Source organism: Lactobacillus sp. ESL0684 (assembly GCF_029392675.1).
Classification (GTDB): domain Bacteria; phylum Bacillota; class Bacilli; order Lactobacillales; family Lactobacillaceae; genus Lactobacillus.
On sequence record NZ_CP113941.1, the window covers coordinates 122,638 to 148,072 of the forward strand.

At 35.6% G+C, this 25,435-nt stretch carries 26 protein-coding genes; 16 read left to right on the plus strand and 10 right to left on the minus strand.

Features of this window, described 5'->3' with window-relative positions:
• Positions 1 to 65: 65 nt before the first annotated feature.
• The 4 genes from OZX56_RS00590 to OZX56_RS00605 form a co-directional block, all read right to left on the minus strand.
• Positions 66 to 869, minus strand: coding sequence for an ABC transporter ATP-binding protein (locus OZX56_RS00590; protein ID WP_277139778.1), 804 nt, complete (start codon positions 867 to 869; stop codon positions 66 to 68).
• Entirely contained in the window at positions 847 to 1,761 is a 915-nt protein-coding gene (locus OZX56_RS00595) for an ABC transporter permease (protein ID WP_277139779.1), read from the minus strand. The genes OZX56_RS00590 and OZX56_RS00595 overlap by 23 nt, the downstream gene beginning before the upstream one ends.
• Positions 1,762 to 1,788: 27 nt before the next feature.
• Complete coding sequence (locus tag OZX56_RS00600) at positions 1,789 to 2,754, minus strand: ABC transporter substrate-binding protein (protein ID WP_277139780.1); 966 nt, start codon at positions 2,752 to 2,754, stop codon at positions 1,789 to 1,791.
• A 388-nt stretch (positions 2,755 to 3,142) separates the two neighbouring features.
• Positions 3,143 to 4,375, minus strand: a complete 1,233-nt coding sequence (locus OZX56_RS00605; RefSeq protein ID WP_277139781.1) for an MFS transporter — start codon at positions 4,373 to 4,375, stop codon at positions 3,143 to 3,145.
• A gap of 101 nt (positions 4,376 to 4,476) precedes the next feature.
• On the opposite strand from OZX56_RS00605, the gene OZX56_RS00610 reads away from it, so the two are divergent.
• Positions 4,477 to 5,325 carry a helix-turn-helix transcriptional regulator gene (locus tag OZX56_RS00610; protein WP_277139782.1) on the plus strand — a complete coding sequence of 283 codons (849 nt, stop codon included), beginning with the start codon at positions 4,477 to 4,479 and terminating at the stop codon, positions 5,323 to 5,325.
• A 76-nt stretch (positions 5,326 to 5,401) separates the two neighbouring features.
• Here OZX56_RS00610 and OZX56_RS00615 read toward each other — a convergent pair whose 3' ends face one another.
• Entirely contained in the window at positions 5,402 to 8,395 is a 2,994-nt protein-coding gene (locus OZX56_RS00615) for a TIM-barrel domain-containing protein (protein WP_277139783.1), read from the minus strand.
• A gap of 158 nt (positions 8,396 to 8,553) precedes the next feature.
• Between OZX56_RS00615 and nagA the strand changes: the two genes are divergently transcribed.
• The 6 genes from nagA (at position 8,554) to OZX56_RS00645 (ending at position 12,724) form a co-directional block, all read left to right on the plus strand.
• Positions 8,554 to 9,708 (plus strand): N-acetylglucosamine-6-phosphate deacetylase, encoded by a 1,155-nt coding sequence (nagA, locus tag OZX56_RS00620; protein WP_277139784.1) that lies wholly within the window; start codon positions 8,554 to 8,556, stop codon positions 9,706 to 9,708.
• A 164-nt stretch (positions 9,709 to 9,872) separates the two neighbouring features.
• Positions 9,873 to 10,037 (plus strand): hypothetical protein, encoded by a 165-nt coding sequence (locus OZX56_RS00625; protein WP_277139785.1) that lies wholly within the window; start codon positions 9,873 to 9,875, stop codon positions 10,035 to 10,037.
• A gap of 89 nt (positions 10,038 to 10,126) precedes the next feature.
• Positions 10,127 to 10,696 (plus strand): IS3 family transposase, encoded by a 570-nt coding sequence (locus tag OZX56_RS00630; protein WP_277139786.1) that lies wholly within the window; start codon positions 10,127 to 10,129, stop codon positions 10,694 to 10,696.
• 232 nt (positions 10,697 to 10,928) lie between these two features.
• Positions 10,929 to 11,135, plus strand: a complete 207-nt coding sequence (locus tag OZX56_RS00635) for a helix-turn-helix transcriptional regulator (protein WP_277139787.1) — start codon at positions 10,929 to 10,931, stop codon at positions 11,133 to 11,135.
• A gap of 21 nt (positions 11,136 to 11,156) precedes the next feature.
• Positions 11,157 to 12,032 (plus strand): TdeIII family type II restriction endonuclease, encoded by an 876-nt coding sequence (locus tag OZX56_RS00640; RefSeq protein WP_277139788.1) that lies wholly within the window; start codon positions 11,157 to 11,159, stop codon positions 12,030 to 12,032.
• Positions 12,029 to 12,724: a site-specific DNA-methyltransferase gene (locus OZX56_RS00645; protein WP_277139789.1), complete on the plus strand. Its 696-nt coding sequence runs from the start codon at positions 12,029 to 12,031 to the stop codon at positions 12,722 to 12,724. The genes OZX56_RS00640 and OZX56_RS00645 overlap by 4 nt, the downstream gene beginning before the upstream one ends.
• Positions 12,725 to 12,801: 77 nt before the next feature.
• Here the strand turns inward: OZX56_RS00645 and OZX56_RS00650 are convergent, their stop codons facing one another.
• The 4 genes from OZX56_RS00650 to OZX56_RS00665 form a co-directional block, all read right to left on the minus strand.
• Positions 12,802 to 13,860: a DNA adenine methylase gene (locus OZX56_RS00650; RefSeq protein WP_277139790.1), complete on the minus strand. Its 1,059-nt coding sequence runs from the start codon at positions 13,858 to 13,860 to the stop codon at positions 12,802 to 12,804.
• Between the two features lie 530 nt (positions 13,861 to 14,390).
• The gene (locus tag OZX56_RS00655; RefSeq protein ID WP_277139791.1) at positions 14,391 to 14,522 is read right to left on the minus strand and encodes a hypothetical protein; all 132 of its coding nucleotides are present in this window, start codon (positions 14,520 to 14,522) and stop codon (positions 14,391 to 14,393) included.
• Between the two features lie 70 nt (positions 14,523 to 14,592).
• Positions 14,593 to 15,069, minus strand: coding sequence for a nucleoside 2-deoxyribosyltransferase (locus OZX56_RS00660; protein WP_277139792.1), 477 nt, complete (start codon positions 15,067 to 15,069; stop codon positions 14,593 to 14,595).
• Positions 15,070 to 15,084: 15 nt separating this feature from the next.
• On the minus strand, positions 15,085 to 15,885 hold the full coding sequence (locus OZX56_RS00665) for a tyrosine-protein phosphatase (protein ID WP_277139793.1): 801 nt from the start codon (positions 15,883 to 15,885) through the stop codon (positions 15,085 to 15,087).
• Between the two features lie 144 nt (positions 15,886 to 16,029).
• Here OZX56_RS00665 and OZX56_RS00670 point away from each other — a divergent pair, with 144 nt between their 5' ends.
• The 8 genes from OZX56_RS00670 to phnE (OZX56_RS00705) all read left to right on the plus strand — a co-directional run bounded on the left by OZX56_RS00670 (position 16,030) and on the right by phnE (OZX56_RS00705) (position 23,605).
• On the plus strand, positions 16,030 to 16,509 hold the full coding sequence (locus OZX56_RS00670; protein ID WP_277139794.1) for a universal stress protein: 480 nt from the start codon (positions 16,030 to 16,032) through the stop codon (positions 16,507 to 16,509).
• 244 nt (positions 16,510 to 16,753) lie between these two features.
• Positions 16,754 to 17,689: a phosphate/phosphite/phosphonate ABC transporter substrate-binding protein gene (locus OZX56_RS00675; RefSeq protein ID WP_277125075.1), complete on the plus strand. Its 936-nt coding sequence runs from the start codon at positions 16,754 to 16,756 to the stop codon at positions 17,687 to 17,689.
• 250 nt (positions 17,690 to 17,939) lie between these two features.
• Positions 17,940 to 18,875 (plus strand): phosphate/phosphite/phosphonate ABC transporter substrate-binding protein, encoded by a 936-nt coding sequence (locus OZX56_RS00680; RefSeq protein WP_277125073.1) that lies wholly within the window; start codon positions 17,940 to 17,942, stop codon positions 18,873 to 18,875.
• A 171-nt stretch (positions 18,876 to 19,046) separates the two neighbouring features.
• Positions 19,047 to 19,985, plus strand: coding sequence for a phosphate/phosphite/phosphonate ABC transporter substrate-binding protein (locus OZX56_RS00685; RefSeq protein WP_277139795.1), 939 nt, complete (start codon positions 19,047 to 19,049; stop codon positions 19,983 to 19,985).
• A gap of 290 nt (positions 19,986 to 20,275) precedes the next feature.
• A complete protein-coding gene (locus OZX56_RS00690; protein WP_277125069.1) occupies positions 20,276 to 21,211 on the plus strand; it encodes a phosphate/phosphite/phosphonate ABC transporter substrate-binding protein in 936 nt (311 codons plus the stop codon).
• A 12-nt stretch (positions 21,212 to 21,223) separates the two neighbouring features.
• On the plus strand, positions 21,224 to 21,997 hold the full coding sequence (gene phnC, locus OZX56_RS00695; RefSeq protein WP_277139796.1) for a phosphonate ABC transporter ATP-binding protein: 774 nt from the start codon (positions 21,224 to 21,226) through the stop codon (positions 21,995 to 21,997).
• Positions 21,990 to 22,793, plus strand: coding sequence for a phosphonate ABC transporter, permease protein PhnE (gene phnE / locus OZX56_RS00700; protein WP_277139797.1), 804 nt, complete (start codon positions 21,990 to 21,992; stop codon positions 22,791 to 22,793). Before phnC ends, phnE (OZX56_RS00700) begins: the two co-directional genes overlap by 8 nt.
• Positions 22,793 to 23,605 carry a phosphonate ABC transporter, permease protein PhnE gene (phnE, locus tag OZX56_RS00705; RefSeq protein ID WP_277125063.1) on the plus strand — a complete coding sequence of 271 codons (813 nt, stop codon included), beginning with the start codon at positions 22,793 to 22,795 and terminating at the stop codon, positions 23,603 to 23,605. Before phnE (OZX56_RS00700) ends, phnE (OZX56_RS00705) begins: the two co-directional genes overlap by 1 nt.
• A 40-nt stretch (positions 23,606 to 23,645) precedes the next feature.
• Here phnE (OZX56_RS00705) and OZX56_RS00710 read toward each other — a convergent pair whose 3' ends face one another.
• Complete coding sequence (locus OZX56_RS00710) at positions 23,646 to 24,212, minus strand: DNA-3-methyladenine glycosylase I (protein WP_277139798.1); 567 nt, start codon at positions 24,210 to 24,212, stop codon at positions 23,646 to 23,648.
• Between the two features lie 173 nt (positions 24,213 to 24,385).
• Between OZX56_RS00710 and OZX56_RS00715 the strand changes: the two genes are divergently transcribed.
• Positions 24,386 to 25,432 (plus strand): aldose epimerase family protein, encoded by a 1,047-nt coding sequence (locus OZX56_RS00715; RefSeq protein ID WP_277139799.1) that lies wholly within the window; start codon positions 24,386 to 24,388, stop codon positions 25,430 to 25,432.
• The last annotated feature ends 3 nt before the right edge of the window (positions 25,433 to 25,435 follow it).

Here is a 25,435-nt window from a genome sequence, read left to right on the forward strand (position 1 = left end):
CAAAAAGCCTCGCAGAAGATAAATCTGTGAGGCTTTATTTTGTCCAATATAAAGATGAAACTTTTTTAAGCTAGCAAGATGGCATCGTCTTTTAGTTCTGTGCCAACGTGTTTTTGGAATAATTCCATGAGCTTTGGGACTGTCATTTGCTTCTTTTCTTCATCAGCAAGGTCTAAGGCTACACGTCCCTGATGGAGCATAATAAGCCGATTGCCATAGCGAATGGCATCTTCCATATTGTGGGTTACCATGAAGGCGGTTAGTTTTTGCTCAGCGATCAATTTCTCGGTTAAATTCATTACTGTGATCGAAGTTTGCGGATCTAATGCGGCAGTGTGTTCATCCAGTAAAATTAAATCGGGACGCCTGAGTGTTGCCATTAAGAGAGTGATAGCTTGACGCTGGCCGCCAGATAGCAAGCCGATTTCGGTATCTAACCGATTTTCTAAGTTTAAGTCAAGCTGGGCTAATTGTTCTTTGAAAAAGCTGCGATCTGCTTTTTTAACGCCAGCACGGAAAGTTCGCCGTTGACCGCGTTTCATTGCTAAAGCAAGATTTTCTTCGACAGTTAGCCGCACAGCAGTCCCCATCTTAGGGTCTTGAAAAACGCGACTAATTCGTTTTGAACGTTTAGTTACTGACTGTTTACTAATATCTTGGTCATTGAGAATAATTTTTCCTTGTTGAATTGGCAAAGTACCAGCAATACTGTTGAGCAAAGTTGATTTGCCGGCACCATTACTACCAATAATGGTAACAAAATCACCGGCTGCTAGCTCTAAATTGACACCGCGCAAGACGCGATTTTCATTAACGGTTCCTTGTTCAAAAGTTTGATGTAAGTTCTTAATTTTCAATACTTGAGACATTGTTCTTTTCCCCTTTGTTTTTATTTGATAAATGAAAATTAGGTAATGCCAAGCAGATGATTAAGACTAGAGCAGAAGCTAATTTAGCATCAGAAGGTTCAACATTCATTTGGAAGACAAGTGCCAAGATTAGCCGGTAAATAATGGCGCCGATTACTAACGTAACTAAGCGCATGCCAATTGGCAAATGCCGCAGTAAAACTTCGGCGATAATAATGGAAGCTAAGCCAATAACTAGGGTTCCAACACCAGAGTTCAAGTCTGCGAAACCATTATTTTGGGCCAATAGTGCACCAGAAAGGGCAATGCTACCGTTAGAAATCATATAACCCCAGATTTTCATACTTTGAGTGTTAATCCCATTAGCAGCACTCATCTCAGGGTTGTCACCTGTTGACCGCATGGCCAAGCCGATTTCTGTTCTAAAGAAGCCAACTAGTAAAATAATTGCTAGTAAGGCAACGATTAGTCCCATAACGATCACGGCATTGTTGTGAGATAACCCCCAATCTTGGGCAATTGAAAAGAGGGTTCTTTTGCCTAATAAAGAAACGTTGGCTGCATTTTTCATTACTCGAGAAGTGATGGAATATAATCCCGTCATGGTTACAATCCCGGCTAATAGAGAAGGGATTTTTAATTTAGTATTTAACACTCCAGTTACTAGTCCTGCTAGCATGCCGCCGCCAAAGGCAGCAATAGTTGCTAGAACTGGATTGACTCCGCTAATCAGGCACATTGTGGTAATTGCTCCGCCTAACGGAAAACTTCCTTCGGCTGTCATGTCAGCTAAATCTAATATTCGAAAAGTTAAATAGACGCCAATCGCCATTAGTGACCACAACAGTCCTTGTGAAGTCGATGATAGCAATAAATCTGTAAAAGTACTCATAGTAATTCTGTTTTCTGCCTTTCTAGCTTACTTAGGTGCTTTAATCGATTTTGGATCAATCTTTAAAGCTTTAGCCATGTCCTTATTAACTACTAATTTTAAATTATCGGCTTTTTCGACTGGCATGTCTTTAGGTTTGGCTTTGCCGGATAAAATTTTAGCGGCCATTTTACCAGTTTGTTTACCTAAAGCTTTGTAATCAATCCCAATAGTGGCTAAACCACCAGTTTTAACTTGATCAGCTGAACCAGCAACTAATGGAATTTTGTGCTTCTTGACTACTTTACCAACTAGGGATGATGCGGAAGCAAAGGTGTTATCTGTAGGAATGTAGATTCCTTGTACCTTTCCAGCTAACGTTTCAGTTACTTGTTGCACGTCATTAGTAGTATTGGCGGTTTTAACTAAAACTTTTACCCCGGATTTCTTCAGTGCTTTAATTGCCAAATCAGCTTGGATCTTTGAATTGGATTCACCAGCATTGTACATAATGCCAATGGTTTTAGCTTTTGGCACAATTGATAGCAATAGTTTAATTTGATTATCAATTGAAACCATATCGGTTGTTCCTGTAACATTGCCGCCTGGCTTAGTATTCGATTTTACTAATTTAGCAGCTTTTAAGTCGGTAACGGCAGTGACCACGATAGGAATATCTTGAGTTGTATTAGCTAAACTTTGTGCTGCTGGCGTCCCAATTCCTAATACCAGATCAGACTTATCATTGATTAGTTTGTCACTCATACTTTTCAAATTATCTTGGTTATTTTGCGCATTTTGATAATCAATTTTCAGATTCTTACCTTCGACATAACCGCCAGCTTTTAGGCCTGCCTTAAAGCCTTTGTATGCTTGGTCAAGCGATGGGTGCTGCACAACTTGCAAAACGCCCACGTGCTTAACTTCAGCTTTTTTGTCTGACTTATTACTGCAGCCACCTAATAATAGTAATCCAGCTAGGCTAAGTCCCAGTAACATCTTCTTAATCTTCATTATTATTGTTCCTCCATAAAAAATTGTAATAAAAAATACCCACTTATTTCTAAGCAGGTATCACAAAGTCATTTTTTAAAATTCATTGTTGTGCTTAGCCACTTAGAATTATGTGACTAACCGCAAACAAATCGCTCTAGCCATCATAGATAAATTCAAACTTACGTTTCGCTTGAACTCATCTAGATGAATCCAAACGCTATCTAAAATAGCTAAAGTAATAACGAGTATTCAATTGTAATTGATGACATTCAGTTCTAGCCATGAGAATTACCTCCAACACTTGATGAGAGAATTATAAATTATTAAAAAAGTAAAGTCAATAGCTAAAATTATTAGGTAGTCTTGTATTGTGATTTTAATATCTTTCGTCAAAAGAAATTTTAAATTACTGTTTTTGTTTAGCCGAATGCATGACGGCTAAGGTAACTATGAAAACACCAATACTAACAGCAATTATGCCATATAATGCGTAATTAACTCTAGTTGTTCCCGCGATACTGGTAAAGATAGTGGTCATTAATGGCCCAGCAATCAATAAAATAGTATTGAGCATCCCCACAGAAGAAGCCAGAATATCGTGATCAACCGAGGTAATCAACCATTGTGATAATTTGGGACTGCCCACTCCAGCAAAGAATCCTAACAGGCTACCAAAGACTAGACAGGCAAGCATATTTTTGGTAAGTAAAGCTATTACCATAGCAATACTAGCAAGGGTGTCTAGCAAAGAAATAATAAATAATGAGGTTTGCTTAAAAATTTTGGTACCAATTGCACTACCTAAAGCCATCCCGATTGAATCAAGTGCCCCAAATAATGCAATTGTGAAACTATAAGTACCAACTAGCATGCTTTTATTACCAGCAACTAGAATTGAAAGTAATGGCTCGATCGTACTGAGAATACCGTTAAGCAAGGCGAATACTAAGACGATAGTTAGTAAGCCATGAGCTGTTTTTACTTGGTGATAGGATGATTTTAAGGTTGCCCAAAAGGACTGTTGATTAACATTAGTGTTGATTGGCTGCTGCTTCTGGTAGTTACGGCCAACATTGAGATAAAGTAATCCTGAAATTAAAAAGGTGACAGCATTAACAATTGCCAGGTTGGTATACGACATGAAAAGCAATAGTCCGGAACCGATAAACTGTGCTAGCATCGTAATAACTTGATTAATTCCGTTAGTAAAGCCTTCAGCTTCAGCTAAATCGTTTTGTCCAACTAGATCGACGATTAACGGAGTTGATAATCCGCCAGAATAGGTACCTGCTAAATCAGAGATGAAATTAAGTCCGATAACTAGTAAAACCAAATTCCAACCCGCTAAGTTGCTAGCAAAGAGCAGACCAACAACTAGGTAAAGCGCGCAGCGGATTAAGGCTAGGGTAACAATCACATGATATTTGTTTTTGGTGCGATCAGCAAAATAGCCGCCAATACTGGATAATAAATTAGGAATAGCTTCCATAATTGCAATTAGCGATAGTGCTAATGAATAGTTTTTTAATTTGCTAGCATAGGTCATGAGGGCCAAGTAGAATAGAATATTACCAGCACCAGACAGCCAACTAGCAACTGAAAGTTTACGATAATTTTTGTTTCTTAAAAAAATGTCCATAAGTTTCTCCTTTATTTAACGATATATTAAGTATATTTAAGTTATAATTAAAAAAACGAAAGTAGCGTATTTGACACTTTTTAAGATAGTGGGTAGCTAAAATGACGATTGGCGAATTATTGAAATCATATCGTGTTAGACAAGGCAAAACTAAAAAAGACTGGGCCGGCAAGGTTATCAGTCCTTCATATTATGGTAAAGTGGAACAAGATCGCCACAGAATTACCGCCCAAGATTTAGTTAAATTGTTGCAGTTTAATAAAGTTCCATTAATGGACTTTTTTAGTGAACTAGATCAAAACGTCGATAATCAACGCCAATTGAAGCAAAAGATTAGTCAGGCAGTAACATATGCTTTTTATCACAAATCCAATAATGAATTGTTGGCTGTTAAAGAACTTGTTAAAAACAGTAATTTGCCTGATAAGGATGAGCAGTTATTGTATATTGACGCGTTTATGGCAATGACTGATAGAGATTTGTCAGAGTTGAGCGAGGATAAGCAGAATAAATTAAGAGAGCTAATTTTTAATATTCCTGACTTTAATCGCGAAAAATTGGAATTATATTGTAACTTTATTGACCTATATGATCTTGATAGTAACTTAGTAATTACCAAGAGAGTCATTAAGCAGTTTCAAAAGACGACAGATGTAAATATTCAAGAACTTTTATTGGGTATTATTGTTAATGTAGCTGATAATTGTATCGAACAAAAACGTGATAATGAAGCTGCACAATTGCTAGAGTTTGCTGACCAGATCCCGACTAGACCAGAAATCTTTTTCCTTAAAAATGTAATTTACTTATTTGCTAATCTGCTTAAGTATCATTTACAAAATGAGCCAATTTATCTGACTAATGTCAAGCTGGCATTACAGAATTTCACGATTTTGGGGATGCCAGAATATGGTCAACAACTGTCAGACTTTGTCGAAAAAAATAAGTAAGAATTTAGCAAACTAAAAATAGCTTTACCTCTTAAACAGGAGATAAAGCTATTTTGTTAATTCAATAATGACCGTTTTATTTCTTGGCTCTAAAAAATTCGATTTCTTTAGCAGCAACTATTGCACCAGATGCTTCATGAATAGTCAGGCGTAATGATTTAGCACGCACGTCACGGAGGCCAACAACCTTGTTTTTACTATCGGCTTTCCAGTGAATATGTTCAGCGTAAGTAGTGTAATTCACCTCATCGGTAGAAATCGCAATACTAATATCAGTAGGATTACCATTATGGTCAATATTGCGTGGTACTAGTACCATACGGCTCAGTTTCTCAATATCTTTAAAGGTAAAAGTTAATTGCAGAGGCTTTTCTTTAGTAGCAACAGTGTTAGTTTGCCATTCACTAGCTAGTTTTAGGTCAGTTAAGTATTGCAATGGATGATTAGGTTCACTGGTAAAATTAGCGGTAACAGCGATATCTTTAATTGCATATTCACTAGCGGCATGTTTAGTGATAACTCCGAAGTAGTCTGACCATTCAGATACTTTATTGCCCATGACATAGCGCATTCGGATAATATAACGGGTATTGGGAGCTAATTCATGGAAAGTAAAGGAACTCCCAACAATTCCTTGGTAAAGAATCTGATTAATCTCTACTTCTACCTGACTGGTTTTTGACCATGCAAGTTCAAAAGAGTGTGCCGTAATCTTGCTTGGATCAACTGCTGGCAACTTAGGTGATGGTAATAAACTATCAGTAATGGCGTGAACGAGGACATTATCGCCATAAACATGATTATGAATAATGATTTCAAACTTGCTAGTAGTAATATCGCGAGCGGCTAATTTGATTTGTAGTGCCGCTTGTTTAGGAGCTTGATAATAGTTGAATGCTGGTACAGGACTGTAATTCGAATTGTAGAAGAAGCCTTCTTTAGCATGGTTAAAGGCATCAATTGTTCCAAATTCTTGTAGTGATAATCTTTGGTCATTAATCTTAACCGTTATTTGATCAGGATAAGCATCACACATAATAGTAAGCATAGTAGGTTGTTCTGGTTCAAGACTTGGATAATTACCCTGAATAGGATCAATGGTTATCGTTAGCTCATTAGCGCTTTTAATGCTGCTAATTTTGGTTTCAGTATGGTTATGAATAAAATCGTTCAGATCATCATCGTCATAAATTGTGGTACTGCTTTGTCCCTGTGGATAGAAGACAAAATTGCGCTGACCAAAGTCAAAAATACTTCCGCCGCGAACAAAAACGGGTAAGTGCCACAAAGCATAAGTAAGATGATTATAAACTCGACCACCAGCATATTTTTCACCAGTAAACAAGTCAATCCACATGGTGCGCTGATCGGGTAAATATAGGTTATCTTTGCGTGAGCGGCCATTGGCATCTTCACGACCATTGGTAATTGGAGCAATTAGTAAATTGGTACCAAGCATAAATTCACTTTTAAACTGTTCAGTATAATTAACTAACTCATTAGGAAAGTTAATAAATATTGGGCCGACAATTGTAGCACCATTTTGAGCTTGATAACTTAGTGTATATAGATAACTTTGGAACTGATAACGTAATTGTAAATATGCTTGGTTAATCTCAGTTATCTTTTTATTGAAAGCAAAAGGTGTTTTACTAAACTCACCTTGATCATCAAGATTAAATAATAGTGGGGTAAAGGCTTTCCATTCAAAGTCACGAATATTAATTTGCGCATTACCGCCGCCTTGGTCGCCGTCAACTGCTGTACTAGCAAAGGGTATCCCAGACAAGCTAGCTCCAATGAGTCCAGCAACTTGGGTAGTGATGTTTTCCCAATTACCACCGATGTCGCTAAAGATGATGGCTGCTTTTGACTGCATACCTATGCTGCCGTGAGTATTTAATACTAGCGGTCGCTTGCTGTTTAGACTAGCTAGCAACTTTTCATTATCTGATGTCACTGCTGCGCTATTATTTGTTAATGTGAAGCTAGTGGTGTTTGGTAAGTCAGTTTCTTTTGCATGCCAATATCCTGGTTGCACATCTTGGCTGTGTGCATATTCATTAAAGCTCGCAAGCGCCTCGTGATCGGGTTGAGTATTATAGTTAGGGATAAACCAGCTTAAAGCAAAGTGTAGTTTTTTGTAACGATCGATCATTGCGCGAGCTGAGAATTGATAATCTTCTTCGCCGTTAAGAGAGGCCTTCTTGGTGGCAACTGTAGAATCTTGAGTACGCGTGTAATAATTTCCAGCAATTTTGCTAGCATTGCGGTCTTTAGCCTGACTTGGTTGCCATAAGGTAGTTTCATAATTACCAATATGACCTAGGCCTAAGCTATATTTTGGCGGCATTAGCGGTTTACCAGTTAAGGAATAATATTTTACTAAGATATCTTGAGTAGTCTTACCAATTAGGTAAAAAGTATCAAAAATCCGATCTTGATGACTAATAGTTGTTAGGCGATGATCATTAACGCCGAAATCATAGGTGCCTGTTTGGTTAGTATTGCGCAATTCGCCATAGCCAGTATTAGACCAAAAGAAAGGAGTTTGCGTGATTACGCCGCCTTTACCAGTAATTTGATCGTGCTTAATCTCAATTTGGCGACCTTTATGGCCGAAATAGCCATTTTGCAAACCACCACCATAGTAAAATTCGTTTTTATTCTGAACCAAAAATTCACTTGTCTGGTTAGCGTTAAGTTCTAAAGGCTTAGCTTGCGCCATCCGAGTTCTATGTAATTCCTCATCAAAAATACTAATTATAGCTGGTTCTTTTCCAAATAAGATTTGATAATGCCCAGCTTGAATAATAAGTGAGTCATTAGTTGCTCGTACTGTAGACTGATTAAAATGAGATTGATCAAAGTTAGCTAATTGAATTAACGAAGTCTGATTTTCCTCAAAAATCTTAGTTGGATCAAGTAAAAATCGGAAAATACCGTCAGCTAATATGTAAAAGCGGGCGACTTCTCCTGTTGAATAATGCAGTTCGTAATAATTTTCACAGCGATTGGCACCAGTTAGTGAGCCTAACTGGTGTTTTGGATTTTGAATATCTTGTATCATGCTTTTGCTTCCTAATATAGTTTTACCTAGTATCCATTATAACTAAAAATTTGCTATTTTCGTTACTATTTGTGATTAAACTGGTCAAGACCAATCTGTTAGGCTAAAATAAGTTTAGCAATAACAATTTAAATTTTTAATTCAGGAAAGGGGAAACAATGACTTATTATATCCATGCAGATAAATTTTTCTTAGAAAATACCACTGAGGAGGGTGGTTATCTGGAAGTTCAAGATAATGGCAAATTTGGTTTTTATTATCGTGAAAATGAAAAACCGGCTGGCAAGATTATCGATTACACAGGTCAATGGATTGCACCGGGCTTAGTTGATACTCACGTTCACGGTTCGCTCAAAGAAGATGTCATGAAGAGTGATTGGCAAGGAATTAATCACTTGTCAGAGGGTTTTTTACGGTCGGGTGTAACTAGTTGGCTGCCAACAACTTATACGGCTGGTGCCGATACACTCATGCAAATTTGTCAAATGTTTGGCAAGCACAAAGGTGAAGAAACAGGTGCCAAAATTCAAGGACTGCATTTTGAAGGCCCGTATTTTACCGCTGAACATGCAGGAGCAGAGAATCCAAAGTATTTACTTGATCCAGATATTGATCAGTTTAATGCTTGGCGCGATGCATCAAGTGGTTTATTAAATAAAATTTCCTTAGCACCTGAAAGAAAGGGAGCCAAGGAATTTATTCGTGAGGCTGTTAAAGAAGGCGTAGTGGTTTCTTTAGGACATTCTAGTAGCAATTATGAACAAGCTACTGATGGCATAGAAGCTGGTGCAACGATGTTTACTCATACTTTTAATGGGATGCCAGATCCTTCTCATCATGCACCAACAATGTCTAATGCGGCAATGGCCTTAAATAATGTTACGGCAGAGTTGATTTGTGATGGTCATCACGTTAAGCCAGCATTGGTGCGTGCTTTTGTGCAATTAAAAGGCCCAGAACATATTGCCCTAATTACTGATTGTATGGAAGCTGGGATGATGCCTGACGGCGATTATAGCTTGGGTGAATTACCAGTTTATGTTAAGGATGGTATGGCTCGGCTAAAAGACGGTGATAATTTAGCTGGTAGTATTTTGCAACTGAATACAGCTGTTAAGAATATCGTTGACTGGAATGTAGCTACTCCAGAAGCAGCAATTATGATGGCTTCTTATGTTCCAGCTAAGAGTGCTCATATTTTAGATGAGTGTGGTTCGATTGCACCAGATAAGGCCGCCGATTTCTTAGTGCTTAATCCAGATATGACCTTGAGTGAAACCTATTTAAATGGTGAATCACGTTATCAAGCTTAAAAATATTGTGCAAAAAAATAGAACCTAGCTTTTTGAGCTTGATCTGAACCCCAAAATTAAGACAAATTAATTTCGGGGTTTTTATTATGTCCAAATTATCTAAACAAGACAAAATTGATATTTATAATCTAATGTTGTTATTAAACCGAAAGGACGCCCTAAGCATGACTCCCAAAGAAAAGCTGATCAAGCAGGAAAATCATCGTCTCAAACAACGGGTCAAGGACTTACAAGAGCAGAACTTGCAGCTTACCATCGAGAACGAATACGTAAAAAAATTGCACGTCTTAGTCAACCAAAGGACCAAGAACCAAAAGCCGAAGAAATAGCGCAGTCAGTTACCCAGCTAAGACGTGAACTTAAAGTCAGTGTAACTTTTATTCTTGAAACGATTAATGCAAATCCAGATCTGCCACACATGTCGCGTAGTAATTATTACTACACCATTAACAAAGCAGATAAAGATGCGAAAAATACGCCGTTAATGACTTTAATTCGTAAGATATATGAAGCTAACCAGCATCGTTACGGTTATCGTCGGATTGCTTTAGCAATTAATAATTTAGGGATTAAAGTTAACCATAAAAAAGTAAAGCGATTAATGCTCAAAATGAAATTATTTGGCATTAGCATCAAGGGCTGGCGTAAATACAACAGTTATCGCGGTATTCAAGGTCCAATTAAACCAGATTTGATTAGACGTAATTTTAGCGCTATTTTACCTAATCACAAGTGGTATTCCGATGTCACCGAGTTCAAACTTAATGGTCAAAAGACTTATTTGTTACCAATTATTGACGGTTGCACGCAGGAAATTATTTCTTACACAATTTCACGTCATCCTAATTTAAAACAGACTATGGCAATGTTAGAGTTAGCTTGGCAGAAGCATCTGGCATTGAATAGACTAATATTTCATACCGTAAGTATAGAGAAATTACGAAACACAATACGTGTGAGAGAATTACTACTTGTTTTATATTTTTAAAATTACCAAAAGTGAGCCTCTCCATTGTGCAAGTCTATTCTCAACGTTTTAGCCAGCAAAACCGTTTTCTGTATCGTCTCGAATAGCCAAGCTTCATTTCAGGTCTCTTTTTAAATGCCACATCACTCAAAATACTCGAAAAGTTTGTTGCTACTTTATCAAAAGTGAAGTTACTCATAAGCCGTTGATTGATAAGCAACTAAATTTTAATCTTAGATTAGGAGGTATTAGTATGATATCTATTGATTTTGGTAAGCGTCTTAAAGAACTCAGAGTTAATGCTGGGATTAGCCAAGAAAAGTTTGCTTTAAAGATCGATATGGATAGAACTTACTACGCTTCTGTAGAAGCAGGTAAGCGAAACATATCCTTATTTAATATTAAAAAAATTGCAGATGGATTTGGAATATCTCTTAGCGAATTATTTGAAAATTTATAATTTATATGAAGGGTAATTACAATGTCGGAAGAAACGGAACTTAAAACTTTTATCATTGATCAACTTAAAGATATGGCTAAAACTATTGTTAAAAATACAGAAAAAAACATTAAATCTAGAACTAATAATCCATTCAATAGTATATCTGATGAAGTTGGAAAGCATATGGGATTAGGAAGAAGTTTTGATTCACAGTTAGGAACACGACTGCAAAAAATAGCTTTATATCTTGCAAGAAGAAAATATGGAAAAGAAAACGTCCCAAATATTATTTTAATGAGTTCTAAGAACAATCAAGATATTGTTAATGTTGTTCGTATAGCATATGACTTGAGTCCTGAATTTGGAATGACACAAAAAGTATATTGGAAAGAACCAGGTTTTGACTTCAAGGGTGTATTTACACATGAACTTATAAAGCTTTATAAAAAAGATCCTAGTAAATTCTGTATCAAAAACGACAGTATTCATTGTACAATTGATGAAATATTAACTATAAAAAACAAAATTAACGAGATAGATGAAAACGGAAATGGAATTCCAGTAGATTTGGTATTCTTCGATAAAAAAGATAATGCACACACATTTGAGCTTAAAGCTGGCGGTAATCTTGATACCAAAAATACTAAGTCAAACGTGAGCGAAGTTGAAAACTTGAAACTTATTTTTAAGATCTTCGGTAACAATGAATCTAAATTTGCAACATGCTATAATAACAATGGAGAAGGTAATACACCTAAGGGAACAATATTTAATAAATTATCTTCTAAAGAACAAGCAGTTGGTAAAAACTTTTGGGAAGAAATACTTCCTAAAAGTTTAACCTACGACAAATTTATACAAATTTATCATAAAGCTTTCAAAGAAGCAAAAGTAGAAGAAACTATCGTAAAATGAGTTTTTACAATATATATAATGCTGATTGTCGTAAACAAATTAAGTTAATTAAAGATTCTTCCGTTGATTTTATATTAACAGATCCTCCATACAACATAGCAAAGTATTCTACAGGTAATATAAACCTTTCAGGAAGAAGTTCAATAAATAACGATGTAGGGAAATGGGATTTAAATGCTATTAATCCTGCTGATTTTTTATATGATTTTAAGAGAATACTTAAGCCTGACGGAAATATTTTTATTTTTACCAGTTACAATTTAATTGGTAAATGGCATGCTGTTTTTGACCCAGAATTTGACACTTTTCAATTCTTTATATGGCATAAAACTAATCCTATACCCAAAATATATAAAAATGGCTTTCTAAATAGTTGTGAAATGATTATCTGTCTTTGGAACAAGGGGCATAAATGGAATTTCTCTTCTCAAACAAAAATGCATAATTTTTATGAATCACCAATATGCATGGGAAACGAGCGCTTAAAGAATCCAAAACATCCTGCACAAAAACCTTTAAAATTGCTAAAGCATTTCATAAAAATAGCAAGTGATGAAGGTGACATTGTTTATGATCCATTTATGGGTGTAGGCTCTACCGGTGTAGCAGCTAACTTGCTAAATCGATCATTTATAGGCTGTGAAATTGATGATATATATTTCAATGCAGCAAAAGATAGATTAAAAATATAGTAAAAAGATTATTTCAATAGCTGAAATAATCTTTTCTTATAATAGCAAGTTAAAATAATTCTGAAGCATCTTAATAATTAGTAGTTTGTAATTATAAGATGCTTTACTTTTTTTTCATTTCTATTCATAAAACTGACTAAATAATTTTTTGTAAAACTTTCAATATGAAATGTATCATGATACATTTCATAAATAAATTCCGTGTTTTTTATTATGAGCATAAATCGTGCTGATGTATGTTTTAAGCAATTAAATAATCGCTTTTGCTCTGATTTGCCAAATTTATTTTTATCGTATGTTGAAAAATCACTATCATAAGGCGGATCAAGAAATATAAAGTCATTTTTATTAAGTCTTAGTTCATCAATAAATTTTTCAAAATCTTTATTTTGAATAGACGTATTTCTTAATTTGTCAAAAACTTCAGTTGATAAAGCATATCTTATTTTTTTTCCAAAGTCTTTTTTGTTATAGCTTATTCCACCATAAGGAACATTAAAATCTCCATTTTTATTATATCTAAACATTGAAGAGTAGCAGTATTCACGTATAAACCAAAAAATAGCTGCTTGCCTACCTTTAGAAAAAGAAGTCATATTATTTAGTAGATAGCGTATATACATATAATAAGCAGATTTAACAGCAGCTTCTATATTGGCCATTTTATCTTTACTAGAAATAGCACCATTTTCTTTTTCTAACTTTGCTGATCTTTTTATTTTTCTAGAAAGGTTACTTTTTAACTCTTTTACAAAAATACGGCTATAATCACTAGTAAATAATTTGAATTCTTCCAAAAATATTCTGACAAAAGTATCTATTGGAATATTTTGGTTATATACATCCAAAACAAGACTTTTATTATCCTCAATTATACTACTGATTAATAAAAACTCTTCGTACTCTTGTTGAATACATCTTACAAAATCCTTATCTTTATCCTTTATACAATTATAAAAGTTTATAAGATCTGACGATTTATCATTAATGTAGCAAGATGGATTACTTGTATCAAAAAAAACTGCTCCACCACCGACAAAGGGCTCGACATATCTTCCGCTATAAGTCGGAATTTTTTTTCTTATTATTTCTAACTCTTTTTCTTTGCCACCTGGCCATTTTAAAATAGGTTTCATACATTCCCCTGTTTTAACTATTTACTATTACTTTTTTAAAATAATAGCTTTATTTGGAATATCATAATATACATTAAATTTCGTTTTTCCCGTCTCCACACCAAGATTTAATAAAAAACTCTTAGGAAGCCTAATTATCATATCCTTTTATAATAAGTATGTTTCTAAATATACGAGATCATCTGTCATAAAAGTATTCCTTGCCTTATATAGTGCTGTTTCAGACTATTATGTGCCTATAATTAGGGAAAAGCAACTTCAGAATTTTGATTTTTAGGTTATGAAATCATCATCGTATAATAACTACTTAATTCTATTTGCACTGTATACTTCCAGAAAAACGTTCAAAAGCTTAATTTTCAATCTCACTGCTGAAGATGACCTACAAATATTAAAGAAGTAAGCGATACCACCGTAAATCAAAATTAGCTTCTCAGTTTAATCTTAAGAAGCCTTTTTCTTTAGTAGCCTATTTAAAAGCATCCCAAATTTAAAACTGAAGTGCAATGTTAATTGTTAAATAAAAAGTATCAGCTGTCAATTAATAACGAATTAGGATAATTTTGCTTGATATTTTGAAGAGCCAGTGCAGGTTGCTGGTCAGTATTTGAAATAAAGCCATGCAAATCAGTTGTGGTTAAAATATTAATTTGTTGTTCCATTTAAAACTCCTTAAATTTAGAATGCAAAAAAAGTTAAGCAGAAGTCGCTTAACTTTTAAATTGTGTTTCTTTAATAAACAGCTCCATCATAGAAATTATAACGAGGCTTATTGAAGTCAAAATCTTTTAGTTCACTAATTTTAATGGCGTTATCGCAAGCACCCCAACTCATTAAGTTGATTGGCTTACCATAATCTTCATCTGGCATAACTAATAAAATGTATTTTCCTTGACCTACGGCGTAACCCATTTCCATTGCTAAACCTGGATCTTCTTCATCTGGCAGATAAACGCCAAGCACTACATCACTTGATTTAATACCAACTAAATCGCCATTGTATGTAGCAGTTGCCCATTCGCGATCATGTAAGTATTCAGGATGCTCGGCTACGTTAATCCCTTTGTATTGATTATCTAGTGGGACATAGCTGTTTTCTAAATCGATCGTAGGGTTGGCTTTTAGTGCTTGCATGGCTGCCTTATAAGCATCATTTTGCTTTTCATTAAACCAACCAGCACCAAAATAAACGGTTTTTGTTTTCGTCATCGGTCTTTTGCTCCTTTATTCTAAATAGATTTTACGCAACTGACTGATTTCATCATCAGTCAATTTCATAATATCACGCAGATAGTTGTTAACGCCACCATAATTTTTATCAAGCGTTTCGAAAACATGGTCAATGTATTCAGGGTGAACGGTTTGGAAGTCCTTAATAATATTTAAGGTAGCCTCGTTTGCTCCTTTTGCTTTGGCTTTAGCTAGGAAATCTTCGACAAAATCCGCGGTTGTCACGTTGGTTAATAAGTAATCTTGCTTAATGGTTTGAGCAGGAACACCTAAAGCGCTCAAAATGAGCAATGCACCAAAGCCGGTCCGATCCTTTCCAGCTGTACAATGGAAAATTAGACTTTGACCGTCTTGATCATTGGCTAGTAGTAGATCAAAGAAATGACGGTAAGCCTTTTGTGCGGAAGCGCTAGTAATCATGTCGTCGTAGGCAATAAACATATGCTTAAAACCAGCCTGCGGATCTTTTTCGCCCATGGCAACGACATTTTCAACACTGCTAGAAGCATTAGTTAAATCTTCGCTAAAAACAGGATCAAAATCATAGCTAGCACCTTCAGGAATTCGATCGGGTTCGGCTTCAGCTTCGGTACTACTTCTGAAGTCTACGATGTATTTCACACCGTAATCTTGCAAAAGCTTTTGATCATTTTCATCTAGTGTTCCTAAGTTTGCCGTCCGCAATAATTTGTGCATCTTTACGGTTTTGCCGTCTTTAGTTTGGTAACCACCCAACTCGCGAAAGTTCCGTCCACTTTTGACACCAATTAGTTGGTTTTTAAGTTTTTCTGTCATCTTTTTCCATCCTTGCCTTTTGACTTTTAAGTTCTATTTTAGCAATAAACCTTTTTATAAACAATTACAAAAAAGCCGAGTTAATTCAAAACTATGTTAAAATAAAATCTAAAGTAGAATACTATATTTTTAGAGGATGATTACATGAGTACGAAAAAAAACAATATTTTAGTTCCAGTTGATGGCTCGGATTCTGCTGAAAGATCTTTTGATAAGGCAGTTAAGATTGCGCTATCAGAGGGGGCGCACATTGATATCTTAAATGTGATTGATACCAGACAATTTTTGGGTGAAATGCAAGATACGGTGATTACTAGTGATACTTTTTATCAGATGACTCAAGATGCAGCTGAATACCTCAAAAGCCTTAAAGCATGGGCTCATGATAATTTTGACTTTGATGATATCGATTATCACATTCGTTATGGCAGTCCAAAGGCGATAATTTCCTATGACTTTATTAAAGATCATCATAATAATTTGATTATTATGGGAGCAACAGGGTTAAATCGAGTTGAGAGAATGTTAATGGGCTCAGTAACAGAATATGTTAATCAGCATGCTCTGGCTGACGTATTGATTGTACGCACGGATATTAACAATCAGCCTCTTAAACAAAAATGATTTTTTTGCTGAATGCTCTTTCATTTTAGCTTAAAATCTGCTATCATCTTGATTGGTTAATTTTGTGGCTAAAGGAGATGGCAACAATGACGATGAATGTTCAAAATTCCAGTATCAATTTTGTTGTTCAGCTTTTACAGTTTCCAAAATTAAATAATTTAAAGTGTAATTTCAAGATGGACTTGATGTGAATTACTTAGGTAATTTGCATTGAGTCTTTTTTTGAGCTTTAGGGAGGCCGATGATGAAGAAATTTAAGCGGATAATGATAAGTGCGTTAGCTGCAATTAGTGTAGTGACTTTAACAGCTTGTGCTAATCAAAAAGAGTCAAAAACTAGTAAAAGTAATGACCCCAAGTCGTTGAATGTGCAATTTGTTCCTAGTGATGCTTCTGGTCGTATGGAAGGTGAGGGTAAACCGTTAGAAAAGATGCTCTCGAAACGGTTAGGTATTCCAGTTCATGTGACTACTTCGACTGACAATAATGCCGAAATCGAAGCTATGAAATCCAAGAAGGTTGATGTTGGCTTTTTGGCGGCGGATGCCTATGTTCAAGCTCATAAGCAAGGTGCAGCCGATGTACTTTTGCAATCTGAGCGTTATGGAATTAAGCAACCAGGCGGAACTTGGACTAAGAAATTGGTACACACGCTGCGTGCTGAGATAGTTGTCAGAAAAAACTCTAACATCAAAAGTTGGAAGGACTTAAAAGGTAAATCAATTTCAATTCAAAGTCCAACTTCAACAACTGGTTATATCTTTCCAGTGGCAGAATTAAAGCAAAAAGGCTTAGATGTAACCAAAAAGTGTAAGTTAGTCACGGTTAATGGTCACGATATGGCAGTCTTAAATGTTATGAGTGGCGATACTGATGCGGCTTTTGTATTTGAGGATGCACGTAATAAAGTCTTAAAAGATGCTCCTAAGATTAAACAAAAGGTAGTGCCGATTTACTTTACTACACCAATTCCTAATGATACTATCTCGGTTTCTCCAAGTATGCCGAAAGCATTTCGTAAGAAGTTGGCTAATGCTTTTATCGATATTAGTAAGACTAAAGACGGTCAAAAATTAATCCAAAAAATGTATGACCAATATGGTTATCGTAAGGCTAAAGACAGTGATTATGATATAGTTCGTAAGTACGAGAAAATCGCCCAATCACTTAAAAAGCATTAACTTGGTTAAAATTTATTGTTGCAGCAACCCGAATATTTATGCTATATTATAATCGTAACGAACGTAAATATTAGTGGGAGGTTGAGGGCAATGATGAATAATATTCTTGAATTAGCAAAGAATTATTACTGCTTGACTGATTATGCACATAAATTAACAATGTTCGTTTTTATTGAAATATTAAATAAAGGTATGATGTGATTTTGCATCATGCCTTTTTACGTGTGCAATTATGCCATGGAGGGGCAAAATGAAAAAAATAAGACGGTTTTTATTAGGCTTTGTTGCGATTTTGGGTACAGTATTGTTAACAGCTTGTTCACAGCAAACTTCACAATCAAAAAGTAAAAGTTATACGCCCAAATCGTTAACTGTAGAGTTCGTTCCCAGTATTGCAGCTAATAAGTTGGAGGGACGGGCTAAGCCATTAGAGAAAATGCTTTCTAAAAAACTAGGTATACCAGTACATGTATTAGTCTCAACTAGTGATAACGCGCTAATGGAGGCAATGCGTTCTAAGAAAGTGGATGTCGGCTTTTTGCCGCCTGATGGTTATGTGGTCGCTCATCGACGCGGTGCAGCTGATGTATTATTGCAATCTGAACGCTACGATATCAAGCAACCAGGTGGTCGCTGGACTAATACGTTAACTAAATCGTTTAGGGCAGAAATTGTGGCACGCAAGGACTCTAAAGTAAAGAATTGGAAAGATTTAAAGGGAAAATCAGTTTCGATTCAAAGTCCCACCTCAACTGCTGGTTATATTTATCCGATTGCAGAATTGAAGCAAAAGGGCTTTGATGTTTTGAAAAATTGTAAATTAGTGACAGTAACAGGTCATGATCAGGCTGTTTTGAATGTGTTAAATGGTGATACGGATGCTGCCTTTGTGTTTGAAGATGCTCGTAACAAGGTGTTAAAGGATTATCCGAAGATTATGAGTAAAGTAGTGCCAATTTACTTTACCAAGGCACGAATTCCGAATGATACTGTTTCGGTAGTACCTAGCATGTCTAAAGCATTTCGGAAAAAGCTGTCTAAGGCTTTTATTGAGATTAGTAAATCCAAAAAAGGCCATAAACTCATTGAAAACGTCTATGCTCATGAAGGGTATGTACCAGTCAAAGACAGTGACTTTGATACTGTACGCAAATATGAAAAAATTGTTAAGACAATGCAAAAATAATTAAACAGGAACGTTAACCCTTACTGCTCATTGGGATAGCAATCTTGTGGGAGCTGAATTTTAAATTTTAACTGGTAAATACTATATATTGTGGTATAGTGATATTGAAAACTATATGTAGTGGACGTAAAAAGACATAATTTTTTAAAATAATCTTCTGGAGTAGCTAAAATGACCAAATTAAAAAAAGTAATTATAACGTTTTTCTTGTTGTTGTTAACTGTAGGTGCAACAGCTTGTTCAAACAAAAAGGAAACTTCAAGCAAGAGTAACTCTCCTAAATCAATTAATGTACAGTTTGTGCCAAGTATTTCAGCCAATAAGTTGGAGTCTCGGGTTAAACCGATGGAAAAATTGTTATCAGATAAGCTTGGAATTCCGGTTCATGTAACCATGTCAACTGACTACAATACGGTAGTTGAAGCAATGAAATCTAAGAAAGTTGATGTTGGCTTCCTGCCGTCTGATGCCTATGTAATGGCACACAAGCAACATGCAGCTAATTTACTGTTGCAGGCGCAGAGGTATGGTATCAAGCAACCTAATGGTCAGCAAACTGATAAGTTAGTTAATTCATATCGTGGTCAAGTTGTTGTTAAAAAGAGTTCTGCTATTAAGAGCTGGAAAGACTTAAAAGGTAAGTCAATTTCTGTTTCTAATCCGACATCTGATTCTGGTTATGTTTTTCCAGTGGCAGAATTAAAGCAAAAAGGTCTGGATGTGCCTAAAAGTTGTAAGTTGGTAACAGTGACAGGTCAAGATCAAGCTGTGTTAAACGTCTTGAATGGTGATACAGACGCGGCTTTTACCTTCGAAGATGCTCGTAATAGTGTTAAAGAGGACAACCCAGATATTATGTCTAAGGTAGTGCCGATTTACTTTACTAAGCAAATTCCGAACGATACTATTTCGGTTGTGCCGAATATGCCTAAATCCTTCCAGAAAAAGTTAGCCAAAGCCTTTATTGAAATTGGAAAATCTAAAAAAGGTAAGAAAATTATCGAAAGAATTTATAGTCACGAGGGTTATACTTACGGTAAGGATAGTGACTATGATGTCATTAGAGAATACAATAAGGTAATTGCCTCGACTAAAAAGAAGAACGATTAAACTAAATAAACCAAAAATTATCCGAAAAAGTTGACTGAAATTCCTTTGCTAAAACGAATATTTTTGTTATCATTGATTAGAATGTATACAGTATAGCTGAAAGGGAGTGAAAGCCATGCAAAGATATGAAGAGCGCAACGCGTTCATTAGTGTTTTTGCAGTTGTTGCTTTTATTCCCCACAGAATAAGAGTATTGTTCGCGTTTTATTTGAAAGAATTATTGAAAGACTTAAGATTAATTCACGTTTGTGTTTTTGCATTAAGTCTTTTTTTGTGTCTAGGAGGGCATAATGAAGAAGTTTAGAAAAGTTCTAGTTGGTGCTGCTGTTTTTTTGGTAGCAATAATGGCAACCGCTTGTTCCAATAAGAGTAAGCAAGAAAGCCAAGATAGTTACACACCCAAGTCTTTAAAAGTGCAATTCGTACCTAGTCAAGCTGCAACTAAGCTCGAATCACGTGCTAAGCCACTTGAAAAAATGCTTTCCGACCGTTTAGGAATTCCAGTTCATGTGTCAATGTCAACTGACTATAACACGGTAGTCGAAGCGATGAAGTCTAAAAAAGTTGATGTTGGTTTCTTGCCACCAAATGGGTATATTTTAGCGCATAAACAAGGTGCAGCTGATGTGTTGTTGCAAGCACAAAGATATGGCGTCAAACAACCTAATGGTCGACCAACTAAGGACTTAGTTGATTTTTATCGAGCAGAGATTGTTGCTAAGAAAGGTTCTAAAATTAAGAGCTGGAAAGACTTAAAGGGTAAGTCAATTTCTGTGCAAAGCCCAACTTCATCTGCTGGTTATGTTTTTCCAATTGCTGAATTAAAGGAAAAAGGCTTGGATGTTCCTAAGAGTTGTAAATTGGTAACTGTTACTGGTCAAGACCAAGCTGTCTTGAATGTCTTAAATGGTGATACAGATGCAGCCTTTGTCTTTGAGGATGCCCGTACAATCGTTCAAAAAGATAACCCAAAGATTATGGATCAGGTTGTCCCAATCTACTTTACAAAGCCAATTCCTAACGATACGATTTCGGTTGTTCCAAGCATGTCAAAATCTTTCCAGAAAAAATTAGCTAATGCCTTCATTGATATTGGTAAAACCAAGAAGGGTAAGAAGGTAATTGAAAGTATTTATACTCATGAAGGTTATGTTCGCGCTAAAGATAGCGACTTTAACGTTGTGCGTAAATATGAAAAGATTATCGAATCAACCAAAAAGAAATAGAGGATATATCTGATGGCAAATTCTTCAACACAGCCAATTATTGAATTAAAGAATGTACAAAAAATCTATGGCAAAGATATTGTTGGCTTAAAGGATGTTAATTTAACAATTAATCAAGGTGAGTTTGTAGTTATTGTTGGCTTATCAGGTGCTGGGAAGTCGACTTTATTACGATCAATTAATCGGTTAATTGATATTACTTCAGGTGACATTTTAATTAATGGTAAATCAATTACGCAAGCTAAAGGTAAGAAGCTGCGATTATTACGGCGTAATATTGGAATGATTTTCCAAAGCTTTAATTTAGTTAAACGTTCAAGTGTCCTGCGGAATGTTTTGACTGGACGTGTAGGCTACTATCCAACTTGGAAGAGTAGTTTGAATTTATTTACTAAAGAAGATAAGCAAAAAGCATATGAAGCTTTAGAGCAGGTGGATTTAGCTGATAAGGTTTATGCACGAGCTGATGAATTATCAGGTGGTCAACAACAACGGGTTGCGATTGCCAGAGTTTTAACTCAGAATCCAGATATAATTTTGGCAGATGAACCAACTGCTTCGCTAGATCCGCAAACTTCACGTCGTGTATTACAGGATCTAAAAATGTTAAATGAAAAGCATGGCATGACTGTCGTAATTAATTTACATAGTGTCGATCTGGCTCGGGAATTTGGTAAGCGAGTAATCGGTGTGCGTAGTGGCGAGATTATTTATGATGGCAAAATGAGTGAGACATCTGAAGCAACTTTTGCCCAAATTTATAATGGCGGTGAGCAGGATGACTGATACCAATAAGGAAATGCTACTGGAATTACCTAAGAAAAAATTCAAAGTTATGAATTTGCTGTGGGTCATTATTTTTGTAGCTGGATTATTTGTTTCAACAGATGTTACTAATACCAATTTAGGGGCGTTGTTTGCCAACTTTAGTCAATTTACGGATATTTTTATTCAGATGTTACACCCTGATTGGTCTTATTTAGGTTCGGTTGTTCCCTTACTCTTAGAGACAATCAAGATGGCTATTTTGGGAACAGTCATTGGTTCTGCTTTGGCCTTTGTCTATTCGTTGTTAATTGCACGTAATATTATTAAAAATAAGGCAGTTACTGGCGTTTTAAGATTAATTATGAATATTATCAGAACAATTCCGGACTTGCTGCTTGGAGCAATCTTTGTAGCAATTGTCGGAATTGGGCCAGTTGCCGGTGTTTTAGCGTTAGCAATTTGTACTTTTGGAATTGTCGTTAAATTGTTTTATGAGGCAATTGAAACGATTGATCCTGGTCCAATTGAAGCATTGACCGCAGTTGGTGCCAATAAATTACAAATTATTATGTTTGCTGTTTTACCACAAGTAATTACGTATTTCATTTCATATTGTTTGTATGCTTTTGAAATTAATGTTCGGGCCTCAACTGTACTTGGCTATATTGGTGCTGGTGGTATTGGACTGTATCTGCAACAGACGCTGCAAGTCTTTGATTATGCCAAAACGGGAACAATTATTATTGTAATTATTTTGGTTGTGGTCTTAATCGATTATGTTTCGTCTAAATCTCGGGAGGCGTTGATGGACTAATGAATACAAAAATGAAAACTTTACCTCCTAAACCAGTTGATTCGAAAAAAAGATTATTGCACTGGTCACTAGGGATAGTCACTGTTGCATTAATTGTTTGGTCTTGTACTGGAATGGACTTTGGTGGAATTAAGGCAACGGCTGGACAGATTGCTGGTGCGATTTTTAGTGGGATTTTTCATCCTGATTGGTCATATGTGTATAATGGTAGCGGTGAAGATTTGGTTTCACAATTATGGCAAACTATCTGTATTGCATTTTTAGGAACGTTTATTTCTGCAATAATTTCCTTACCATTTGCTTTTTGGGCTGCGCATACGAAACATAAAAAATGGTATGTCTCGCGTACAGGTAAGATAGTTTTAGCAATTGTTCGGTCATTTCCAGAAATTGTGTTGGCCTTAATGTTTATTAAGGCAGTTGGTCCGGGTTCGGCAGCCGGTGTGTTGGCCTTAGGATTTCATTCAGTTGGGATGCTAGCAAAGCTATTTTCTGAAGCAATAGAAAACTTGGATGACGGTCCAAATGAAGCTGTTACGGCAGTTGGAGGATCTAAAACTAATGTAACGATGTTCGCAACTTTACCTAACTTAATGCCAGCTTTAATCTCTAATACATTGTACCGATTCGATGTGTCAATTCGTTCAGCTTCAATTCTTGGCTTAGTTGGTGCTGGTGGTATTGGTTATCCGTTAATTATTGCTTTGCAATATCGCCAATGGGATCGTGTAGGAATTATCCTATTAGGTATCATTATCATGGTAATTGTGATTGACTGGATTTCGGGTATGATTCGGAAGAAGCTAGTTTAATAACTAAAAATAAGCAATGCTTGACTGCATTGCTTATTTTTTAGCCATGATATTTAAATACACAGTATTCTAAGTGATCATTAATTAAACCAATACTTTGCAAATATGAATAGATTGTAACTGGGCCAACAAATGAGAACCCATCTTTTTTCATTTGCCTAGCTAAGTCAGTAGCAACAGAATTGGTAGTAGGTAATCTCTCGGTATTCTCAAAATGATGCACAATTGGTGTTTTAACAAATTGTTGTAAGTATTGAGCAAAGCTGCCTTGGGTTGCTTCAATTTTTAAAATCATTTTGGCATTATTAATTGCAGCAGTAATCTTCATCCTGTTACGTATGATAGAACTATCCTGCATTAGTCGAGTAACATCTGTTTCGTCCATCTTTGCAACAGTTAACAAATCAAAATCATTAAATGCTTTGCGAAAGTTGCTTCGTTTATGCAGTACAGTTGACCAACTTAGACCAGATTGAAATGACTCTAAGACTAGCATTTCGTAAAGATGTTTTTCATCTAAGTTTAGTTTTCCCCATTCATGATCATGATATTTCTGCATTAAAGTATCACTGTCGGTGCACCAAGGACAGCGTTTTGTTTCAGTCATGATAAAAGTCTCCTTTGTTCACTATTTTACTTGATTTTAAGTAAGTACGCAAAAAAATGTGGAATTTTTTGCAACTATAAAGAAAACAGTTTATAGTTATTGTGTAAGCGAATTCAATGCCTACCAATTTTAGCTTTGGTAGTATTTAATAAAATACTTAGGAGATAGTATTAATGATAAATAAAACGAGTGGGACAGTAGTAGATTTTGATGAATATCAGGAACAAAAAATTAAAAAGTTCAGTTTGACCAATCAACATGGAGTTACTCTTTCGGTATTGGGCTTAGGTTCAACAATCTATGAAATTAGTGTTCCAACTAAAACTGGTAAACGTAATTTAGTATTAAATTATGCTCATAGTCGAGATTATTTAGATAATCCCTTCTATGTTTGCATGGCGATTGGGAGAACTGCTGGACGAATTGCTAATGGAAGATTGATGCTTGATGGTCAAACTATTCAATTACCAACGAATGAAGGTTCAACTACTCTTCATGGGGGTGCTCAAGGCTTCAATACACAAATTTGGCAGGGTGAAATTGTTCATGCGACTAATGAAGATGTGATCAAGATGTATCACGAACAAGCTAGCAGTGACGGCTTTCCTGGTCAAATGCTAGTCTGTGTTACGTATTCCTTAACTAAGGATGATGTAGTAGAGATTAAGTTTAGTGCTAATAGTAATGAAAAGACGGTTTTTAATCCTACACAGCATACCTATTTTAACCTTGGTAAGACTGAGACTATTAAGCAGCATTGGTTAAAGATAAACAGTAATCAAGTTTTAGAATTAGATAAGCAAAAGATCCCAACTACCAAAAAATTGCCTGTTGCTCATACATCGTTTGATTTTCAAGGTTCAACTAAACTTGGAACAGCAATTGCGGCAATGAGTGACACAAACGAAAAGGGCCTTGACGATCTTTTTGTAGTTCAACCTGATGAAAGTGGAATAATTGCGGAGCTAGCAGATCCAGAAACCAATATCAGTGTAGCAATTGAATCTAAGCGTAATGGATTAGTCGCTTTTACTGCTAACTCCTTTACTGAAGAGCACATGAATCTAATTAGAACAAAAGGTGTTGGACGGCCATACGCAGGGATAGCTTTAGAACCTGAAACTTTGACTGGTCTGGAAAAAGAAAATGATTTTTCTGAGATTGAGTTACAACCAAATAGACCAAAGTCTTATACAATCAAGTACCATTTACACTTTTAAAAA

Coding starts and splice junctions, on each gene's coding strand:
- OZX56_RS00640 (WP_277139788.1), top strand. CDS start 11,157: ATGTCGGAAGAAACGGAACTTAAAACTTTTATCATTGATCAACTTAAA.
- OZX56_RS00685 (WP_277139795.1), top strand. CDS start 19,047: ATGACCAAATTAAAAAAAGTAATTATAACGTTTTTCTTGTTGTTGTTA.
- OZX56_RS00650 (WP_277139790.1), bottom strand. CDS start 13,860: ATGAAACCTATTTTAAAATGGCCAGGTGGCAAAGAAAAAGAGTTAGAA.
- OZX56_RS00600 (WP_277139780.1), bottom strand. CDS start 2,754: ATGAAGATTAAGAAGATGTTACTGGGACTTAGCCTAGCTGGATTACTA.
- OZX56_RS00660 (WP_277139792.1), bottom strand. CDS start 15,069: ATGACGAAAACAAAAACCGTTTATTTTGGTGCTGGTTGGTTTAATGAA.
- phnE (WP_277139797.1), top strand. CDS start 21,990: ATGACTGATACCAATAAGGAAATGCTACTGGAATTACCTAAGAAAAAA.
- OZX56_RS00635 (WP_277139787.1), top strand. CDS start 10,929: ATGATATCTATTGATTTTGGTAAGCGTCTTAAAGAACTCAGAGTTAAT.
- phnC (WP_277139796.1), top strand. CDS start 21,224: ATGGCAAATTCTTCAACACAGCCAATTATTGAATTAAAGAATGTACAA.
- OZX56_RS00665 (WP_277139793.1), bottom strand. CDS start 15,885: ATGACAGAAAAACTTAAAAACCAACTAATTGGTGTCAAAAGTGGACGG.
- OZX56_RS00610 (WP_277139782.1), top strand. CDS start 4,477: ATGACGATTGGCGAATTATTGAAATCATATCGTGTTAGACAAGGCAAA.
- OZX56_RS00655 (WP_277139791.1), bottom strand. CDS start 14,522: ATGGAACAACAAATTAATATTTTAACCACAACTGATTTGCATGGCTTT.
- OZX56_RS00595 (WP_277139779.1), bottom strand. CDS start 1,761: ATGAGTACTTTTACAGATTTATTGCTATCATCGACTTCACAAGGACTG.
- OZX56_RS00675 (WP_277125075.1), top strand. CDS start 16,754: ATGAAGAAATTTAAGCGGATAATGATAAGTGCGTTAGCTGCAATTAGT.
- phnE (WP_277125063.1), top strand. CDS start 22,793: ATGAATACAAAAATGAAAACTTTACCTCCTAAACCAGTTGATTCGAAA.
- OZX56_RS00590 (WP_277139778.1), bottom strand. CDS start 869: ATGTCTCAAGTATTGAAAATTAAGAACTTACATCAAACTTTTGAACAA.
- OZX56_RS00715 (WP_277139799.1), top strand. CDS start 24,386: ATGATAAATAAAACGAGTGGGACAGTAGTAGATTTTGATGAATATCAG.
- OZX56_RS00615 (WP_277139783.1), bottom strand. CDS start 8,395: ATGATACAAGATATTCAAAATCCAAAACACCAGTTAGGCTCACTAACT.
- OZX56_RS00630 (WP_277139786.1), top strand. CDS start 10,127: ATGTCGCGTAGTAATTATTACTACACCATTAACAAAGCAGATAAAGAT.
- OZX56_RS00690 (WP_277125069.1), top strand. CDS start 20,276: ATGAAGAAGTTTAGAAAAGTTCTAGTTGGTGCTGCTGTTTTTTTGGTA.
- OZX56_RS00645 (WP_277139789.1), top strand. CDS start 12,029: ATGAGTTTTTACAATATATATAATGCTGATTGTCGTAAACAAATTAAG.
- OZX56_RS00710 (WP_277139798.1), bottom strand. CDS start 24,212: ATGACTGAAACAAAACGCTGTCCTTGGTGCACCGACAGTGATACTTTA.
- nagA (WP_277139784.1), top strand. CDS start 8,554: ATGACTTATTATATCCATGCAGATAAATTTTTCTTAGAAAATACCACT.
- OZX56_RS00670 (WP_277139794.1), top strand. CDS start 16,030: ATGAGTACGAAAAAAAACAATATTTTAGTTCCAGTTGATGGCTCGGAT.
- OZX56_RS00605 (WP_277139781.1), bottom strand. CDS start 4,375: ATGGACATTTTTTTAAGAAACAAAAATTATCGTAAACTTTCAGTTGCT.
- OZX56_RS00680 (WP_277125073.1), top strand. CDS start 17,940: ATGAAAAAAATAAGACGGTTTTTATTAGGCTTTGTTGCGATTTTGGGT.
- OZX56_RS00625 (WP_277139785.1), top strand. CDS start 9,873: ATGACTCCCAAAGAAAAGCTGATCAAGCAGGAAAATCATCGTCTCAAA.